Here is an 18,177-nt window from a genome sequence, read left to right as displayed (position 1 = left end):
CTTCCTCTATAGCTTCGTTCACAGTATGGAAGGCAGGGATTCCAGTCTTTTTTTGATGGAGGGCATATTTATAAGGAAGTCCATGAAAGTATAGGCAATGGGGATTATGGTAAAATTAATGGGAAAACAGGAAGGGATGTTTGTGACCATGAATACTCATTTTTTCTTTGCTTTAGTATTACCTGATGATATTAAGTCTTATTTAAATGCTGTTACGGAACAACTGAGGTCAGACTTTCCATTTAAGAAATGGCTGCATTCAGCGGATTATCATATTACGATGGCATTTTTGGGCAATGCCCCCGATCCATTGAAAAAGGACGCTTTGGAGCGTGTGGAGAGCAAGCTTGCTAATGAGGCCTCATTTGGTTTGAAACTCGGCGATATCGGCGGTTTTGGCAAGAGTGAGAGTCCAAGGATTCTATGGGCAGGTGTCAACCAGCAAGAAAGGCTTTTTACCATTCAAAGAAAAATTTATAATTCATGTATCGAGGCCGGTTTTGAACTTGATAAAAAGCCGTTTAAGCCTCATATAACGCTGGCAAGAAAATTTGAGGGGGAAAGTCCCTTTTCGTTGGAGAGCGTCCGGCGGATGGCGAATTTGGAGGATAAGCATTTTGAAGCTGACCAGGTTGCGTTATATCAAACACATCTTGGAGCCTCGCCGTCATACGAGAAGATTTTCACAATACCCCTTGAAAAATAGAGTGAGAGGGGTGGTGGCTGTATGGCACAGCTCATAAAGATGCAGGATTATATTTCCCGGTATGAGCAGGATATTTATCGATATCCAACACAATTTGTACGGTTGAAAAAACAGCAATGGGATACATTGAAGGCTGCTTATAATGCGGGTGAGCTAGATCGGTTGTATAGCGAATATGCTGAAAGTGGAACACAGGTCAAGATTGATACTTCACAGGAAGGGTCAAAGGGCCTGTTTAAAAGGGTGAAAGGCATATTCCACAGGGCAGATAAACAGGAGGCAGAGGCGGAAGAGTTGGTAATACAGAACCAAGTTGAAAATACGAATGTATTTTCATTAAAGTTTCCGTTCCGTCCGGCCAGTCTGGATGAATTAAAGCAGAATTTTTTAAATCAATTGCTCCGCTTCCAAATGAAATGGGGAAGTTCGACGCTTCGAGAAAAGTCATTTATGGACCAATCATTCTTTTTGGATGAAAGGCTCCGCTTTTTTCTGCAGCGTTTTCCGGATACGTTTCTTGTATTATATAAACCAATTTTTCTATTGAAAAATGCTCCTGTTGAAGTCGATGTCATTTTATTGACCCCAGTTGACGCTTGGTGCATCACTTTTCTGGAGGCCGAGGAAGACGCTGCTTTCATCGGTGGGAGTGATCGGTTCTGGGTCCGCAGGCATCATAAGCATCCTGATAAAAAAGTGCTTAACCCTTTGCTGGGCGCAAATCGGATGGGGAACATCGTCTCCCAGTTATTTGAGCTTTATGAAGTGAACGTGCCGATTAAGAAGGTGATTCTATCCCGGAATGGATATGTGGATTATCCCAAAGCTCCTAATGATATTACGATATTGGATAAACGGACCTTCCCGTATTGGTTTGATAGGCTGCGGAATATATCATCTCCTCTTAAGGCACAGCAGTTAAAAGGCGCACAGGCATTGCTGGAATATTGCCAAACTACATCCAGCCTGCGACCTGAATGGGATGCCGAATATAACCAAACAGAGGGAAATGAACATGCCGCCCCTTAATGACACGCTGTATTTCATTGTCAATCCAATGGCTGGGAAGAAAGCCGAGGAAATACTGAAATCAAAAGCTGTTCCCTATGAGGTGTTTTTTACAAGGGAAAAGAGGCAACGCTAAGATTGACGAAGGAAATACTATCAGGGACAAATCAGGAAACCCGGATGATCGCTGCTGGGGGAGATCAATCATTAATGAAATGATAAATGGCGCAATTGGTTTTCTCCTGCGATCATCGGCTCCCTTGCGGCTGAGTCTGGCTATGATTATGTAAGGGGCATTCAAAAAACTGAGAGTGTGGAAGAAGGCCTTCCTTTATTTTAGGATAACGATTTAGTGCAGTGGCCAATAGACAGTTCGAGTCGAATGATAAGGTTGGTTATTTTATGAATAGCCTTGGCATGGGAATTGATGCTGAAGTTTCCGCTGAAGGGGCCGTTCCCTTCTGAAAAAATGGTTTAATTTTGTCAGAGCGGGTAAATTAATTTATCTGCTCATTTTTATAAAAAAGTTATTTTCTTATCAGCCCAGCGGTATGGAGTTGCTCATTGATGAAAATCGGCAGCTTTTGAAACAGTATGGTTCATTGTCATTGCGTACCAGCCATACTTTGGCGGTAGAATGAAAATTTCAACATGTCAAAGCTGGATGATGTCAGGTTGAATGTGATTGCGGTCCATGATATTACATGGTTGATATTATTGACCGTATTCATTTCACCTAAATATTAAAAATGTTGATTCTTTTTCTGGTAAAATGATAACAATGAGGAATCACGTGTCGGTAAAAATCCAGTCTGATGGGGAAATTGTTGGAATGGATGAAGCAGCTGCAGTGGTTCTGAAAGAGAAAATCCGCTTTATGTTCAAGGATGATATTCCATGCAAAAATATGAAATGATTTATTTGTTTTTGTTTTATGCGTATAATCGTTCTATAGTACTTGACGAAGAAACCGTTTTTCAACTAAAATTTAATTTATGGCTATTGTTTAATTGCTCAATAGCTATTTTTTTATTTCTCTAAATGAGGATGTTTTTAATTGCGGGTATCATCCCGATGCACGTATATATGCAGCTTCGCCAGCAGGCGGATTTTTTATTAAACATGGACTCAAAGTAGTGGTATTACATACACTAGGTGAACGTACCCATATTTGTATGATTAAGCGAGGAAATCGAAGGTGAACCAGTTGGAACATTTATTAGGTCAGGAGTGGGATATATCCCCTGCTGGAGGAGCTACGGGAGAAGCCTTTATTGCCGAGAAAGAAGGGCAGAAGCTCTTCCTTAAACGAAATTCATCGCCATTTTTAGCTGTTCTTTCAGCTGAGGGCATTGTTCCAAAGTTAATGTGGACAAAACGCCTGGAAAATGGGGATGTAATTACGGCCCAGCATTGGATGGAAGGCAGGGAGCTATCTCAGCAGGAAATGAACAATATAAGAGTCGCAAAGCTGCTTCAAAAAATTCATCAATCCAATCCTTTGTTAAGCATGCTCAAAAGGCTTGGGAAATCCCCTTTACGACCTGAAAGTATACTTACAGACATAGAAACCGGGTTAACTTCGGATGTTACGGATATTCCGATTATCAAGGAAGCCATCCATTTTTTACAGAACAATCTTCTGTTGATTGAATGCGACGAAAAAGTCGTCTGTCATTGTGATGTGAACCATAATAATTGGCTCATGACCGAAACCGACGGATTGTTCCTGATTGATTGGGACGGAGCGGTCATTGGCGATCCGGCCATTGACCTCGGCATACTCCTGTATTCATATGTCCCAAGGGAAGAATGGAATCAATGGCTTGCCCGCTATGGCAAGAAGCTTGACGCAGGCCTGGAGATGAGGATGAAATGGCACACGGTTTCACAACTTGTGCTTTCCATCCAATGGCATCATCGTAGAAAGCGGTACGAGGAAAGAAATGAACTACTGCAAAAACTTGAAGCATTATTGATGGTTGACTGATCAGAATTGATCTATATCATCCACCCACTGGGACAAGTCGTTCTGGTGGGTTGATATATGTGCATCCAAATCGGCGGTACCGATGCCTGTCTGACTGTATTCGTAAATCTCTGTCAGTATCGTTTTCACATTGCTGTCAATATCCATGTTGATCATTAAGGATTTGACGAGCCTTTCAACCTGTTCACATTCAGCAACGGATCCGCAGCAGTCTTTTTGATGATTGGTTAATATATCTTTTAATAGTGACATTTGATGTTCATGGGAAATCGGCATTTAATACCTCTCCTTTCTTAAATATGGATTCTAGGGATTTCCAGGTGGTTCTCGCCTGCCCTTCACTTATTTATGGTGTGTTTTGCGGAAAGTTTTATACATGAAAACTACAGAGACTGTCGCCTGGATGGCCGGCAGTTTTTTTATTTGTTCAGTGGGTGCATGCAGGCTTTTCCTGAAAAAATCAACTTGCAGGAATCCATCCACTCGTGTTATGGTTTGAACGATTATATTATAAATAGGGGTGTCATCATGCGTTTAAGAAATAAACCTTGGGCTGAAGACCGTTTGAATGATTTTCCACAATATGTAATTCATCAGCCAGTGAGCCATAAAGGTAAATGGCATGAAGTTTTTGGTAACGATAATCCGTTATATATTGAAGTGGGTACGGGGAAAGGCCGTTTCATTACAGAAATGGCAAAAGCCCATCCTGATGTGAATTTCATTGGAATTGAAGTATATAGAAGCGTCATTGTAGCTGCACTGGACTTGCTGATTGAAGCAGAAGTTCCGAATTTAAAGCTGTTGAATGTTGACGCAGCGAACTTAGGTGAATATTTTGCAAAAGGTGACGTGGATCGCGTCTACTTGAATTTCTCTGATCCATGGCCAAAATCACGCCATGCAAAACGTCGGTTAACGTATAAGACATTCCTCGAAGTATATGAAGGAATCCTGCCAGACAACGGCGAGATTCATTTCAAGACGGATAACCAAGGGTTATTCGAATCTTCCTTGAAGAGCATTTCCGAATACGGCATGCTCTTGAAATATGTAAGCCTTGATCTGCATAACAGCAGTTTTGAAGGGAATATCATGACTGAATATGAAGAAAAGTTCTCGAGTAAAGGCAACCGGATATACCGATTGGAAGCAATGTTCCAATAATCATCGTTCAGAAACCAGGTGCACAGCATCTGGTTTTTAGTTTGTTAAAATCAAAAAATGTTCATATCTCTCTTATGTAAAAGACAGGATTAATGCTGTTAATCATCAAGGATGTCAAGGAAACTCAAGAGAGATTATATTGAAATGTATCCACCATTATCGTCCTACTATGGATTTCCTGGATTTACGAGAACGAGATGGATTGTTATCAATTTCAATATCTGGAAGCGGGTGTTAAACTAAAGGAAGAGGAGGGGTAAAATGGAAACGATGCAAATAGGGGAAATTAAATTAACATGGTTGAATGGCGGTGTAACTCACTTGGATGGTGGCGCGATGTTCGGTGTTGTACCGAAACCGCTTTGGGCCAAGAAGTATCCTGTTAACGAAAATAACCAAATCGAGTTACGTACTGATCCGATTTTAGTGCAGGCAAATGGATTGAACATGCTTATAGATTCCGGTATTGGTAATGGAAAGATGAATGACAAGCAAAGACGGAATTTTGGGGTGACGGAGGAATCCAATCTTGTTGAAGATCTTGGCAGACTTGGGATTCAGCCAAATGATATCGATTACATTTTAATGACGCATCTACATTTCGACCATGCCTGCGGTTTAACGAAACGTAAAGGTGAAACTTGGGTTCCTGTTTTCGAGCGTGCAGAAATTATTACGACCCAAACTGAATGGAAAGAAATGCAAAACCCGAATATTCGTTCAAAAAGTACATATTGGGCAGAAAACTGGGAGGCGGTCGCTTCTCTTGTTCGTCCTTTTGAAGGGGAGCAAGAAATTACGGACGGCATTAAAATGGTCCATACTGGGGGTCATAGTGATGGACATGCAATCATCATCATTGAAGATGGCGGGGATAGATTGATCCACATGGCAGATATCATGCCGACGCACGCGCATGCGAATGTCCTCTGGGTCCTCGCTTATGACGACTATCCTATGACTTCCATCGAGGCGAAGGAAAAATGGATGAAATCCGGACTCGAAAATGGGTCCTGGTACAGCTTTTACCATGATGCCCACTATTGTGCCATCAAGTGGGATGTAACGGGTAAGGATATAATAGCCGAATTGAAACGGAAACGGTAAGCGGGAAAGCAAAAGGAGGACGTCATTTTGACTGCCCTCCTTTTTGTATCAATCATTTTGTGCATTAAGTTCCAATATCGTTCCTGTAGAGGCATCTGCAATAAATTCGAATTGCTCGCGTTGTCCCTCTGTGTTTCTAGTGATCCCGCCTTTGTACACTTCATAGTCCAAATCATTTTTTGTATAGTTTTCCGGCTTCATCAAGATCCATGAGCCATATATATTTCCATCCTTTTTGACTGTTTCCTTCACTTGGGCCAAGACTTTATCCGGAGAAGGTTTACTTGATTGATCCAATATTTGTTTTGTTGCATAGCCAGCGGCAAACCCGGCTGCAGTACCTAGTAAAAACGTTTTCCAATTCATTTATTTCTCCTCCATTGCATTTTTTAAAACCACTCCCACTAGTATACAGAAGAACACATTATTTGACTAATAATTTGAAATTTTAACCATTAACTGATAAATTAGAACTTTCTAGTGTAACATGAAGCTAAGTTCTGTAAAATAGTAAGTAACAATACAATACATAGGTTAGGGGTAAAAAAATGAATCATGAGACTTTAGAACTATTTAAAACGTTGACGGAATTACCAGGAGCCTCGGGAAATGAACATGCAGTTCGGAGTTTCATGAGGAGTGAGCTGGAAAAGTATTCGGATGAAGTCGTCCAAGACCGCCTTGGCGGAATATTTGGCTTAAAAAGAGGGAATGAAGAAGGGCCGACTGTCCTGGTTGCCGGGCATATGGATGAGGTGGGCTTCATGGTCACTTCCGTAACGGAAAATGGAATGATTCGTTTTCAGACCCTTGGAGGCTGGTGGAGTCAAGTGCTTTTGGCCCAAAGAGTCGAAATCATTACCGATAACGGCCCGGTCATTGGTGTAATCGGTTCGATTCCTCCTCATTTGCTTGATGATTCGCAACGCTCAAAACCGATGGATATCAAAAATATGCTGATTGATATCGGGGCGGATGATAAGGAAGACGTGAAGAGAATCGGTATTAAGCCCGGTCAGCAGATTGTACCGATTTGTCCATTCACGCCGATGGCCAATGAGAAAAAAATCCTTGCAAAAGCGTGGGATAATCGTTACGGGTGCGGACTTGCAATCGAATTGTTAAAAGATTTAAAAGATGAAACATTACCGAATATCTTATATTCCGGAGCAACCGTGCAGGAGGAAGTGGGATTACGGGGTGCGCAGACTGCAGCTCATATGATCAAACCGGATCTTTTCTTCGCTTTAGATGCAAGTCCGGCGAATGATATGTCCGGCAGTAAAAGCGAATTTGGCCAGCTAGGGAAAGGGGCACTACTCCGCATTTTTGATCGTTCGATGGTTACGCATCGCGGCATGAGGGAATTCATCCTTGATACGGCAGAATCGAATGATATTCCGTATCAATATTTCGTTTCCCAAGGAGGCACGGATGCAGGGCAGGTCCATATTGCAAATGAAGGAATTCCAAGCGGGGTGATTGGTATTTGCTCGCGCTATATTCATACACATGCATCCATGATTCATATTGATGATTATGCCGCTGCACGTGAACTGATTGGGAAATTGGTTCGTTCCTGCGATAAATCGACATTTGAGACTTTGATAAATAACGGTTGATGGAGGAAGCTGAAATGGAAAGGGATGCTGTCATGTATCCTTTTCCAGCAGCTTTTTTTTTACATAGAAGGAAGGTAAGTATATTGAAAATAGCAGTAGGCAGTAAAAATCCGGCGAAAGTAAAGGCAGTGCTTGATGTATATGTAGAAGCTGAAATCATTTCGCTTCAAGTGGAAAGCGGGGTCTCGGACCAGCCATTTTCAGATGAGGAAACGTTGGATGGGGCAATGACACGTGCCCGGAATTGCTTAATTCACAGTGATGCTGAAATCGGTATCGGACTTGAAGGCGGTGTCGTGAAAATGGAACAGGGCCTATTTCTGTGTAATTGGGGTGCGATGGCCACGAGAGACGGTAAGGTCTTTGTAGCTGGCGGAGCGAGAATCCCACTACCCAAAATTGTTGCTGAGAAGCTGCTGGGCGGTCAAGAGTTGGGCCCGGTGATGGACGCCTTCACAAAGCAAGAGAATATTAGCAAAAAGGAAGGGGCGATCGGCGTGTTTACAAATGAGCGAATCACCAGGGGGGAAATGTTCCTTCATATCATGAGGATGCTTGCCGGTCAACACGAGTATAAGCTGAAAATGAAAAAAGAGGATTTTTGAATCATGTCATGACCGAATGCATACTTCGGATCGGCGAATGCGGGTTCGAATCATGAAAAAAGAATACTGCCAAAACAGAGCAGGATCTGACAGGATTTTATTGAGCGGGGTTGCTAGTATAAATGACAAGGGGTGAGCGGAATGGGGTGGGTTGAATCAATCCAGAAGGCGATCGAGTATATCGAGGAGCACTTATTGGAGGATCTGACAATCGAGAGCATTTCCAGGCAAGCGAATGCATCAGCTTTTCATTTTCAAAGGACATTCACCATTTTAACGGATATTTCGATTGGTGAATATATCCGGCGTCGAAGATTGACATTAGCGGCCCAGGAGATTTCATCCACAAATGGCAAGGTCATTGATTTAGCCTACAAGTATGGCTATGACACTCCCGAGGCATTCTCAAAAGCTTTTCGAAGGCAGCATGGAGTATCTCCAAGTGAAGCCCGAAAGTATATGGGGAAGCTGAAATTCTATGAACGCCTGGTGATACAGGTGATTTTGAAAGGGGCAAAACCGATGAAATACAATATCCTCGAAAGGGATTCCTTTCAATTGATTGGAATCAAGCAAGAGTTTTCCTTGGTTAATGAAGAAAATTTGGTTGGGATTCCGATGTTGTGGGATAAAGTGAATGCGGATGGAACCAGCGATAGGTTAGGGAAGTTGAATAATGGCCAAATAGATGGCTTGATTGGTGTATGTGTCGATAAGCGGGCAGTGGAAAAAAATGAAACAATGGATTATTGGATAGGTGCAGAGTATGCCGGAAAAGTGCCTGAAGAGTTTTCAACACTTACGATACCGGCTTCCAAATGGGTTGTATTTGAAGTTCACGGGCCAATGCCGGATGCCATTCAAAAAGCTTGGAAGCAAATTTTTTCCGAATGGTTCCCTACCAGCGGTTATGAACATGCCGGGACACCTGAATTGGAAGTATATGCGGATGATGACGCATCAAATCCTGATTATTACTCGGAAATTTGGATTCCCATTAGAAAGGGATAAGTTTTAACTCATAAAATATTGTTTTTCGCTTGTAGGGAGATTAGGTTCATCTCACTTTCCCTACAAGCTTTTTATTTGGGTATAGACCTTTTCTCGTTATCAATCAATCCACATAGGGGGTCAAGCTCTTGGCCAGGAAGAATTACCGCCCATCTTCAAAAATATAAGAGAGCACCTTCATGGCTTGGTTCACGGATTCGACCGTGACACTCGCCTTTTCCGATAATTCCTTTAAGGCATGATGATGGGATTCTGAGCGAATCAAAATAAGCGGTTTACCCAGGGAAACGGCGGTGGTAGCGTCCATGGCAGTATTCCACTGTTTATATTTCTCGCCAAACAGAGCGACGACAAGATCAGCTTTTTTCATCATAAGACCTGTCCGCAAATTATTGATTTGGGAAGCGGCGGCATCCTTCAGAATAGGGTTCGGCTGTTCTCCGAGAATATCTTCACCAACATTATCGGAGCGTTCATGGTTTTCCATCGGACCGACAAATTCTAAGGGAAGCTTCAAGGCAGCGGCCTTATCTCTCAACTCACTTCTCCAATTCGAATGAATCTCCCCGGCAAGATACACGGTTAATTTCATAGTTTTCCTCCTCGGTATTTAAATTGCTTTCATTGTATCATGTTTTTTAGAAAATGGATGAATTCCATAAATAAGGATAATAGTATCCATAAGTGAGTACAAGAGAAGGCTGGAGGAATGACGATGGCTTTATCGAATGAAAAATTTCTTGTTTTCGTGTTAATTAGCAGTTTGCTTGTTGGTTGCTCAGGCATCGAGAGACAAACCGAAAAGGCGATGAAGGCTGCTGAAGTGGCTTTTCGTGACGATGAAAAACAGCCCAATATCGAGGCAGGGCTTATTCAGGTCTATCTGCCAAAGGATTTTAATGTAGTAGAAGAACATGAAAATAATTTGATTTTACAAAAAGGTGATAAGGCATATATATTATTTGTCAATCCAAATGAAAAGGAAGACAGCTCCGTATTATTTTTGGCAACAAAGTTGCAGGGGGATCAATATTTAGTGCTGCATTCTTTTCAAAATGATGAAAAATTCGGCTTTATCTCGATAAAAGAGGCATCGAAGGAAAAGTATGAGCTTGCGGTGGGGATCGGTGCGGTCAAGCTGACAACCGAAACGGATAAAGACCACTTAAAAACCGATGCGAAACAAATGATGCAAGTCGTTTCATCTGTGCCCCAAAAATAAAATGCACCCCGAAATTTCCGGCCATTCAACCGATCCATATTAATGGTTGATTAGGGGAGAGTCTGGTATGATGGGATTATATAAACTGTCATTTAGAGCAGGAGGAATATTCAAATGGAAAATTTACAAACTATTGAGCAATTTGATGCATTAAAAAATGAAGGCAAACATATTTTTCTTTTTTCAGCAGCATGGTGTGGAGATTGTCGTGTAATCGAACCGATAATCCCGGAGATTGAAACGAAATTTCCTGATTTTACGTTCATTCATGTGGACCGTGATGAATTCATCGATGTGTGTGCAGCTAATGATGTATTCGGTATACCAAGTTTCATCGCTTATGATAATGGCAAAGAGCTAGGTAGATTCGTGAGCAGGGACCGAAAAACAAAAGAACAAATTGAGGAATTCATTCAATCACTATAATCAATTTCCCCTTCTCGCAGGGGATTTTTCAATGAAGAGGAGGGTCAATCATGAAAATGGACAGCACGAAGCTGAAAAATATCTTGAAGGAACGTTTAAAAGATGTTAATCGCACTTTCAAATTCGATAGCAAGCAAGATACGTTACGTGTGGAAAATGTGAAGACCGGGAAGGGGATCACCATCGAGTTGCCTCCTGTGCTTGCTAACTATGAAAACGTACAGGAAAAAGCCATCGATGAAATTGCCTATTATGTGGAAGAGGCCCTGAATGTAATGGGGGAAGATCACAGCATGGAAGGCAAGGAGAAATCCATTTTCCCAGTCATCCGCTCAACCTCCTTTCCTATGGAATCGGAAGACGGAAATCCATTTTTATTCGATGATCATACGGCTGAAACCCGGATTTTCTATGCCCTTGATTTAGGGAAGACCTACCGCCTTATAGATGAAAAGATGCTTCAACGGGAAAATTGGCAGGGTGACAGGATCCGTGAAATTGCCCTTTTCAATGCCCGTTCCCTCTCAACTGAAATGAAGTCGGATATCGTTGCAGGTAATGCATTTTATTTTTTGAACACGAATGACGGATATGATGCCAGTAGAATCCTAAATGAATCCTGGCTCCGGGAAATGAAGGATAAGGTCGAGGGAACCATGGCGGTGGCCATTCCGCATCAGGATGTCATCATCATTGCCGATGTGAAGAATGATACGGGTTATGATATTCTTGCGCAAATGGCCATGAGCTTCTTTGCCAGCGGTCATGTACCGATAACGGCTCTATCTTTCCTTTATGAAGAAAATGAGCTGGAGTCCATCTTCATTTTGGGTAAAAACAAAAAGCGTGAACTATAATATCTTGCAAAACATAAGGACCGTGTCAGCATGGAGAACTCCAGCTTGGCAGCGGTCCTGTTTTTTATGGAGAAGTATATACAAGTTTAATAGAGTTGAACTAAAAGAAAGTGAAGCATTTTCCAACAAGGACCCTGAACTGACTGGTTTCGTGAAAAATAGCCTGGAAAGCATGAATGACAAAGATCTTAAGAAGGTTAGGAATTTCCGATTTTCTCAGGTTCAGAAGATTTTTCGTATTATGCAGAAAAGATTCCAGGCTGCTTCTTTTACATCGGCTGTAAACCGAAAGGGATGGAGAAGGCATAATTCAATCACCATCCTAAATTCGATATTGATGATGATGCCCTTTGATCGCTTCCAAATCAGTGGCGCAGGTTGTAAGCAGCTTTTATGAATGGGAATAGTACCATTGGTCTTTTTTTGCAAAAAAACGTTGGAACCCACAAAACACCGTTCAGTATTAACGAACGGTGTTTTATAGGCTTCGGCAGTTTGGATGCCACCGGAGGTTCCATGAAGGATAATGCAATGATTTGACCAGTCTCCACCCGGTTTGCATGTAAACTTAATCTCATTGTAAACGTGATTTAACAGCGGTGTTTTATTTTAATAGTAGACTAGAGGCTGAGGGTATTTCACAATGGATAGGTTTAAACTCATTCCACAAGGGGTTTAATAGGATAGGAGTTCTGCGGAATAGGTAGAGTTAGTAAAGAATACGATAAAAAAGCAGATACAAATCCCAATTTAGCTTAAATTTTCTCGATATTTTAAAAAAAACTGGTAGAATTAGTTACATAACTACAGATGTAGAAAGAGTGATACGTTTGAAATGGCTAAATAAGATGAAAAAATGGTTCCAAGCAGAGGAAATTATTGAAATCGAAGAAATTATTATAGATGAACCGCTTGATGAAGAGACATTAAGAAATATGGATTTTTCGAAGCTACCGAAGTCAAAGAAAGAAGAAATAAAAGTTTACAATCAAACAGTGGAAAAAATGTCACAGACTCCAGATCCGGATACGAAAATCCTGTTTCAATATCCCAAAGGACAGTTCAAGTTTCCGCTCATTCCTGACCGGGAACAGAAAAAAAGAAAGCCTAGGGAAAGAAACAGGGAAAATCACGAACCAGAGCAGGGGAATGTGACCAAAGAAACGAGAAGGCCTGTTAGGGATCCCGAAACAAAACGGAGAAGCTTAGATCGGGAGCAAAACTCGAAAATAGTCCCTTCAAATACTCCATTCCGCCCAACGGAAATCCCTTCACCCATTTATGGGTTCCGTCGTCCGGAAAAAAAGATAGTCCCTTCTGAAGGAATTGTCGAATATGAATTAGAAAGCAAATTGCCCGTCCTTAATAAAGAAGAACACGATATTGAGATTCCAGGATCCATCCCTGAAACCCCAAAAGCCTTTGCGGAATTGACGATAAAACCATCTGTTCTTGTACAAGAGCAAGCGGAAAAAAAAAGGGAAGGGGCGGAGATACCCGCTTTCTTTCGTAAGAAGTCCATTGAGGCACGACCTGAAGAAGCAGTAAGCGAGCCTGTTATAGATGCGCATGCGGAAGAAAAAGAGTCTTATGAACAGGACCCAATTGATTTTGGACGCGAAGTCGCTGTATCCATCATGGACAAGCCGGCTGAAGCTATATCGGTCCCGGTACAATCGACTCAACCACCTGTAAGTCACGGGATCCATCCAGAAAGTGATCCATCAGAGGCAAAACCGGAAAAACAGCCTAATCGTCCGAAAAAACATATCCCATTTAATGTGATGATGCTTAAGCAAGACCGGGAAAAAAATGAGTTCATGAATAAAATGCTGCCGGAAAAAAAAAGCCCTAATGCCGAAAGGGTAATCGTTTCACCTGATAAGCGATCTCTGATCAATGCTGATGAAACGGAGGCAGGACAAGCGAAACCATCCTCCATGCCTGAACGGAGACCGGAGGATGGCAAAGTTATGTCGAAGGAGGAGACTCCGGTCATTCAAGAACCCTCAACCTTAGTGGATACTGAATATGGCAACGTAACGGTCGCAGTACCTGACAAAACAGCTGAATCCTATATCGGTTCGACTCCTGTCTTTAAGCCTACATTTGAACAGGGACATCACATTTCTGATAATGGGAATCAAGAAGCTGATAATATAGAGGCTTCAGCAGAAGGTTGGCAGAGCGATACCCCAGAAGTGTTTGGTTCCGTTGAAGCCGATGATAATCCATACTATGTGTTTCCGAATATCGAGTTGCTGACACCTCCCACTTATGCTGTGCATGATGATGAGTGGCTCGAAGAACAGACTTTATTACTTGATGAGACCTTGAAAAACTTCAATGTCCGTGCTAAGGTCGTCAATGTCACTCAAGGACCGGCAGTAACCCGATTCGAGGTGCATCCGGAACCCGGTGTGAAGGTGAATAAAGTGACGAACCTGATGGATGACATCAAATTAAGCCTTGCCGCTCAGGATATGCGGATGGAAGCGCCTATACCGGGTAAACATACAATTGGGATCGAGATTCCGAACAGGAAAAGCAAGCCGGTATTTTTGCGGGAGGTTTTGGAAAGTAATGAGTTTCAAGAGCATGAATCACCGCTTGCTGTGGCTTTGGGTCTAGATATATCCGGTCAGCCGATAATCACGGATTTGAGGAAGATGCCGCATGGATTGATAGCCGGGCAAACGGGATCGGGGAAAAGTGTCTGTATCAACACCATGCTGGTAAGCTTGCTGTATAAAGCGACGCCGCAGGAGTTGAAATTGCTGTTGATCGATCCCAAAATGGTCGAACTTGCCCCATATAATCGAATCCCGCATTTGGTCAGTCCAGTCATAACCGATGTAAAAGCGGCTACGGCCGCGCTTAAATGGGCGGTAGAGGAAATGGAACGGCGTTATGAATTGTTTGTACATGCCGGTGTACGTGATATCACCCGCTTTAATGACCAAGCGGAAAAAGCCGGTCAATTTTCAAGCAAGCTGCCTTATATCCTAGTGATCATCGATGAGCTTGCGGATCTAATGATGATGTCCCCGGCTGATGTAGAGGAAGCGATTTGCCGGATTGCTCAAAAGGCCCGGGCCTGTGGCATTCATTTGATTGTAGCCACTCAGAGACCGTCTGTCGATGTCATAACTGGATTGATCAAGGCAAATATCCCGACAAGGATCGCTTTTTCGGTTTCTTCACAAGTCGACTCCCGTACGATCATCGATAGCGGAGGTGCGGAAAAACTGTTGGGAAGAGGCGATATGTTATTTGCTGAAAACGGCTCTTCAAAAACGGTTCGCCTGCAAGGGACTTTTGTAAGTGATGAAGAAATCGATCAAGTTGTCAACCATGTCAAACTGGAGCAGCAGCCTAAATATCTGTTTGAACAGGAAGACTTGTTGAACAGGGCCCAGGTCACGGAAGAAGCGGATGAACTATTTTTCGAGGCATGTGAATTTGTCGTGAGCCAACAGGCTGCATCTGCATCGAGTGTCCAAAGGCGCTTCCGTGTCGGTTACAACCGTGCAGCGCGTTTAATAGAAATGATGGAGCAGCAAGGAGTCGTTTCTGAATCCAGGGGCTCAAGGCCCAGGGATGTTTTGATTACGGAAGAAGAACTGGAATTTTTACATGTTAATTAAGAGAACCTATTAAAAGGAAATTGTATATAATGTAAAAGGGTGAAAACCTTGTTATTATCACGTTAATTGAGGCAAAAGCCAATGATTTTATAAATTGGAACCTCCCTGACATGGATGAATGAATAAAAAAGTGATATAATAGTTTTTTGTTGATGAGTGATTGAAAATATAAGCATGAAAAACTATGAAGAAATTGCGTTTCTAACAAGTCTCGTAATGAAAAAACAAATAAAAGATGACGTCATATACTGTCATACAGGTAGACGATTGGTGGAGGTTCGCTTTATGACTGCTTACCATTTTGTGGGAATTAAAGGGTCGGGTATGAGTGCTCTTGCACAAATACTGCATGATATGAATATTGAAGTGCAGGGTTCCGACTACGAAAAAGAATTTTTTACACAATTGGCATTAGAAAAAGCCGGGATTAAAATCCTTCCTTTTAACGAGGAAAATATTCAACCTGGAATGACCATCATTGCAGGAAATGCGTTTCCGGATAGTCATCCGGAAATCATGAAGGCAAAGGAACTTGGTTTGCCGATCATCCGTTATCACCGTTTCCTAGGTGATTTCATGAAAAACTTTATCAGCGTGGCGGTTACGGGAGCGCATGGTAAAACATCGACGACCGGCTTACTGGCCCATGTAATGGGCGGGCCTAAACCGACATCCTTTTTGATTGGGGATGGAACGGGTAAAGGAATCGTGAATTCTGATTACTTCGTGTTCGAAGCATGTGAATATCGCCGTCATTTCCTTTCATATTATCCGGATTATGCAATCATGACGAATATCGATTTTGACCATCCTGATTATTACGCCAATGTCGAAGACGTGTTCGAGGCTTTCCAAACGATGGCCCTTCAAGTCAACAAAGGCATTTTTGCGTGCGGGGATGATGAGCATTTACCACATATTCAGGCTAAAGTACCAGTTATTTTTTACGGATTTGCAGAAGGAAATGATTTCCAAGCGAAAAATGTTTCCGTCACTCCGGATGGCACCACTTTTGATGTGCACGTAAGGAACAATTACTATGATACATTCACTATTCCTACATTTGGAAAGCATAATGTGTTGAACGCACTTGGTGTCATTGCACTTTGTAAATATGAAAACTTGGATAAAGAAGCTGTGAAAGCCCAATTGCGGACTTTTGGCGGAGTTAAACGCAGGTTCTCCGAAAAGGAAATCGGAAGCCAGATCATCATTGATGATTATGCGCATCATCCGACTGAAATTTCGGCAACTGTTGACTCTGCTCGTCAAAAATATCCAGAGCGTGAGGTTGTTGCGGTATTCCAACCGCATACTTTCTCGAGAACGCAGGCATTCCTGGATGAATTTGCCGACAGTTTGAATTTGGCCGACAAAGTATACTTATGTGAAATTTTTGGATCTGCCCGTGAACATCAAGGGAAGTTGTCGATTGAGGACCTTCAAGATAAAATTCCAGGTGCCGAGCTGATAACGGAGAACACAACTGCAATATTGCAAAATCATGAAAACAGTGTCGTGTTATTCATGGGTGCGGGGGACATTCAGAAGTTCCAAGCAGCCTACGAGCATTCACTGCAGGTAAAATAAAAAAACGACCGATCCGTTAGCACGGGTCGGTCGTTTTTTTATTGGAATTTTTGTTATTTTAAATTTTCTGGATTTAAATTTTCCAGTTCGGGTAAAACGAAGCGCCCGTCCTTACGTATCAAGACGTCATCAAAATGTATTTCCCCGCCGCCATATTCAGGCCGCTGGATATTGACCAGGTCCCAGTGAATGTCTGAATGGTTTCCGTTAAAGGCATCATCATAGCATTGTCCGGGAGTGAAATGAAAACTTCCACCAATTTTTTCATCAAAGAGGATATCTTGCATCGGGTGTAGAATATAAGGATTTACACCAATTGCAAATTCACCGACATATCGTGCGCCTTCATCAGTATCAAAAATTTTGTTGATGCGATCCGTATCATTCGCAGCCGCTTCAACGATTTTTCCATCCTTGAATGTTAACTTCACGTTTTCAAAAGTAAAGCCCTGATAAGGGGACGGAGTATTATACGAAATCACTCCATTGATGGAATCTTTAACAGGAGCCGTATATACTTCACCGTCAGGAATGTTTAGCTCACCCGCACATTTGATGGCTTTAATGTCTTTGATGGAAAAGGTTAGATCCGTTCCGGGCCCGGTTAAGCGGACCTTATCCGTTTTATCCATCAATTCGACAAGACTGTCCATTGCTGCGCTCATTTTGCCATAGTCGAGGTTGCAGACTTCGAAATAAAAGTCTTCAAATGCTTCAGTGCTCATTTTGGCTAATTGGGCCATGGAATTTGTCGGGTAGCGAAGTACGACCCATTTTGTTTTTGGCACGCGGATATTTCTATGTACTTTACCGACTGTCTGTCCATGAATCGCCATCTTCTCTGGAGGGACATCGGATTGTTCATTGATATTATCCCCGGCACGAAGCCCGATATAGGCATCCATCTGTTTCATTACGTTTGCTTCAAACTCACCCATCATCTTGTACTGTTCTTCTTTGGCACCCATCAACAAGGCACGATCGACTTGGTGATCCTTTAAAAGGACGAATGGGTAACCACCAGCTGCATAGGCTTCATTCACAAGGGCGTTAACAAGCTCACGCTGCAATCCAAAGTTTTCGATCAAGATTCTTTCACCTTTTTGAAGCTTCACGGAATAATTGATTAAATTTTTAGCCAATGTTTCAATTCTGGGATCTTTCATAAAAATACCTCCATTGTTTAAATTCGACTTATCTTTCTATCATACCCGATTTC

18 protein-coding genes and 1 pseudogene are annotated in these 18,177 nt (G+C 42.2%); 15 read left to right on the top strand and 4 right to left on the bottom strand.

What is annotated here, in order from left to right; genetic code table 11:
• Positions 1-148: 148 nt before the first annotated feature.
• From thpR to ACFX4L_RS02645, 4 genes are all read left to right on the top strand, one after another.
• On the top strand, positions 149-706 hold the full coding sequence (gene thpR / locus ACFX4L_RS02660) for an RNA 2',3'-cyclic phosphodiesterase (RefSeq protein WP_377381410.1): 558 nt from the start codon (positions 149-151) through the stop codon (positions 704-706).
• 21 nt (positions 707-727) lie between these two features.
• Positions 728-1,735 carry an NERD domain-containing protein gene (locus ACFX4L_RS02655; protein ID WP_377381378.1) on the top strand — a complete coding sequence of 336 codons (1,008 nt, stop codon included), beginning with the start codon at positions 728-730 and terminating at the stop codon, positions 1,733-1,735.
• 772 nt (positions 1,736-2,507) lie between these two features.
• Entirely contained in the window at positions 2,508-2,630 is a 123-nt protein-coding gene (locus ACFX4L_RS02650) for a hypothetical protein (protein WP_284149540.1), read from the top strand.
• A gap of 291 nt (positions 2,631-2,921) precedes the next feature.
• Entirely contained in the window at positions 2,922-3,704 is a 783-nt protein-coding gene (locus ACFX4L_RS02645; protein ID WP_284470002.1) for a phosphotransferase family protein, read from the top strand.
• Here the strand turns inward: ACFX4L_RS02645 and ACFX4L_RS02640 are convergent, their stop codons facing one another.
• Entirely contained in the window at positions 3,705-3,980 is a 276-nt protein-coding gene (locus tag ACFX4L_RS02640; RefSeq protein ID WP_089363608.1) for a YtzH-like family protein, read from the bottom strand.
• 252 nt (positions 3,981-4,232) lie between these two features.
• Here ACFX4L_RS02640 and trmB point away from each other — a divergent pair, with 252 nt between their 5' ends.
• Both trmB and ACFX4L_RS02630 read left to right on the top strand, forming a co-directional pair.
• Positions 4,233-4,871: a tRNA (guanosine(46)-N7)-methyltransferase TrmB gene (gene trmB / locus ACFX4L_RS02635; protein ID WP_061464427.1), complete on the top strand. Its 639-nt coding sequence runs from the start codon at positions 4,233-4,235 to the stop codon at positions 4,869-4,871.
• Positions 4,872-5,132: 261 nt separating this feature from the next.
• Positions 5,133-5,978, top strand: a complete 846-nt coding sequence (locus ACFX4L_RS02630) for a YtnP family quorum-quenching lactonase (RefSeq protein ID WP_284470003.1) — start codon at positions 5,133-5,135, stop codon at positions 5,976-5,978.
• A 48-nt stretch (positions 5,979-6,026) separates the two neighbouring features.
• Here ACFX4L_RS02630 and ACFX4L_RS02625 read toward each other — a convergent pair whose 3' ends face one another.
• The gene (locus ACFX4L_RS02625) at positions 6,027-6,344 is read right to left on the bottom strand and encodes a PepSY domain-containing protein (protein WP_125160196.1); all 318 of its coding nucleotides are present in this window, start codon (positions 6,342-6,344) and stop codon (positions 6,027-6,029) included.
• Positions 6,345-6,526: 182 nt separating this feature from the next.
• Here ACFX4L_RS02625 and ACFX4L_RS02620 point away from each other — a divergent pair, with 182 nt between their 5' ends.
• The 3 genes from ACFX4L_RS02620 (at position 6,527) to ACFX4L_RS02610 (ending at position 9,216) form a co-directional block, all read left to right on the top strand.
• Positions 6,527-7,600 carry a M42 family metallopeptidase gene (locus ACFX4L_RS02620; protein WP_061464424.1) on the top strand — a complete coding sequence of 358 codons (1,074 nt, stop codon included), beginning with the start codon at positions 6,527-6,529 and terminating at the stop codon, positions 7,598-7,600.
• A 32-nt stretch (positions 7,601-7,632) separates the two neighbouring features.
• A complete protein-coding gene (locus ACFX4L_RS02615) occupies positions 7,633-8,205 on the top strand; it encodes a DUF84 family protein (protein ID WP_377381406.1) in 573 nt (190 codons plus the stop codon).
• 141 nt (positions 8,206-8,346) lie between these two features.
• Positions 8,347-9,216 (top strand): AraC family transcriptional regulator, encoded by an 870-nt coding sequence (locus ACFX4L_RS02610; protein ID WP_377403809.1) that lies wholly within the window; start codon positions 8,347-8,349, stop codon positions 9,214-9,216.
• Positions 9,217-9,358: 142 nt separating this feature from the next.
• Here the strand turns inward: ACFX4L_RS02610 and ACFX4L_RS02605 are convergent, their stop codons facing one another.
• Positions 9,359-9,808 carry a YtoQ family protein gene (locus tag ACFX4L_RS02605; protein ID WP_089363612.1) on the bottom strand — a complete coding sequence of 150 codons (450 nt, stop codon included), beginning with the start codon at positions 9,806-9,808 and terminating at the stop codon, positions 9,359-9,361.
• Positions 9,809-9,931: 123 nt separating this feature from the next.
• Here ACFX4L_RS02605 and ACFX4L_RS02600 point away from each other — a divergent pair, with 123 nt between their 5' ends.
• From ACFX4L_RS02600 to murC, 6 genes and pseudogenes are all read left to right on the top strand, one after another.
• Positions 9,932-10,438, top strand: a complete 507-nt coding sequence (locus ACFX4L_RS02600; RefSeq protein ID WP_089363613.1) for a hypothetical protein — start codon at positions 9,932-9,934, stop codon at positions 10,436-10,438.
• 114 nt (positions 10,439-10,552) lie between these two features.
• On the top strand, positions 10,553-10,864 hold the full coding sequence (locus ACFX4L_RS02595; protein ID WP_377381367.1) for a thioredoxin family protein: 312 nt from the start codon (positions 10,553-10,555) through the stop codon (positions 10,862-10,864).
• A gap of 50 nt (positions 10,865-10,914) precedes the next feature.
• Complete coding sequence (locus tag ACFX4L_RS02590) at positions 10,915-11,721, top strand: DUF1444 domain-containing protein (RefSeq protein WP_377403806.1); 807 nt, start codon at positions 10,915-10,917, stop codon at positions 11,719-11,721.
• 201 nt (positions 11,722-11,922) lie between these two features.
• A pseudogene (locus tag ACFX4L_RS02585) lies at positions 11,923-12,128 on the top strand (amidohydrolase); the annotation flags it as partial.
• Positions 12,129-12,656: 528 nt separating this feature from the next.
• On the top strand, positions 12,657-15,368 hold the full coding sequence (locus tag ACFX4L_RS02580) for a DNA translocase FtsK (protein WP_377403861.1): 2,712 nt from the start codon (positions 12,657-12,659) through the stop codon (positions 15,366-15,368).
• Between the two features lie 285 nt (positions 15,369-15,653).
• Positions 15,654-16,958: a UDP-N-acetylmuramate--L-alanine ligase gene (gene murC, locus ACFX4L_RS02575; protein ID WP_061464415.1), complete on the top strand. Its 1,305-nt coding sequence runs from the start codon at positions 15,654-15,656 to the stop codon at positions 16,956-16,958.
• 53 nt (positions 16,959-17,011) lie between these two features.
• Here murC and ACFX4L_RS02570 read toward each other — a convergent pair whose 3' ends face one another.
• On the bottom strand, positions 17,012-18,124 hold the full coding sequence (locus ACFX4L_RS02570; protein WP_377381359.1) for an aminopeptidase: 1,113 nt from the start codon (positions 18,122-18,124) through the stop codon (positions 17,012-17,014).
• Positions 18,125-18,177 lie beyond the last annotated feature (53 nt).

Origin of the sequence: Peribacillus sp. YIM B13482 (assembly GCF_042787975.1) — a bacterium.
In the GTDB taxonomy this organism is placed as follows: Bacteria; Bacillota; Bacilli; order Bacillales; family DSM-1321; genus Peribacillus; species Peribacillus simplex_A.
Note: the sequence above shows the minus strand (reverse complement) of the source record. Positions and strands in the feature narration are given on the sequence as shown.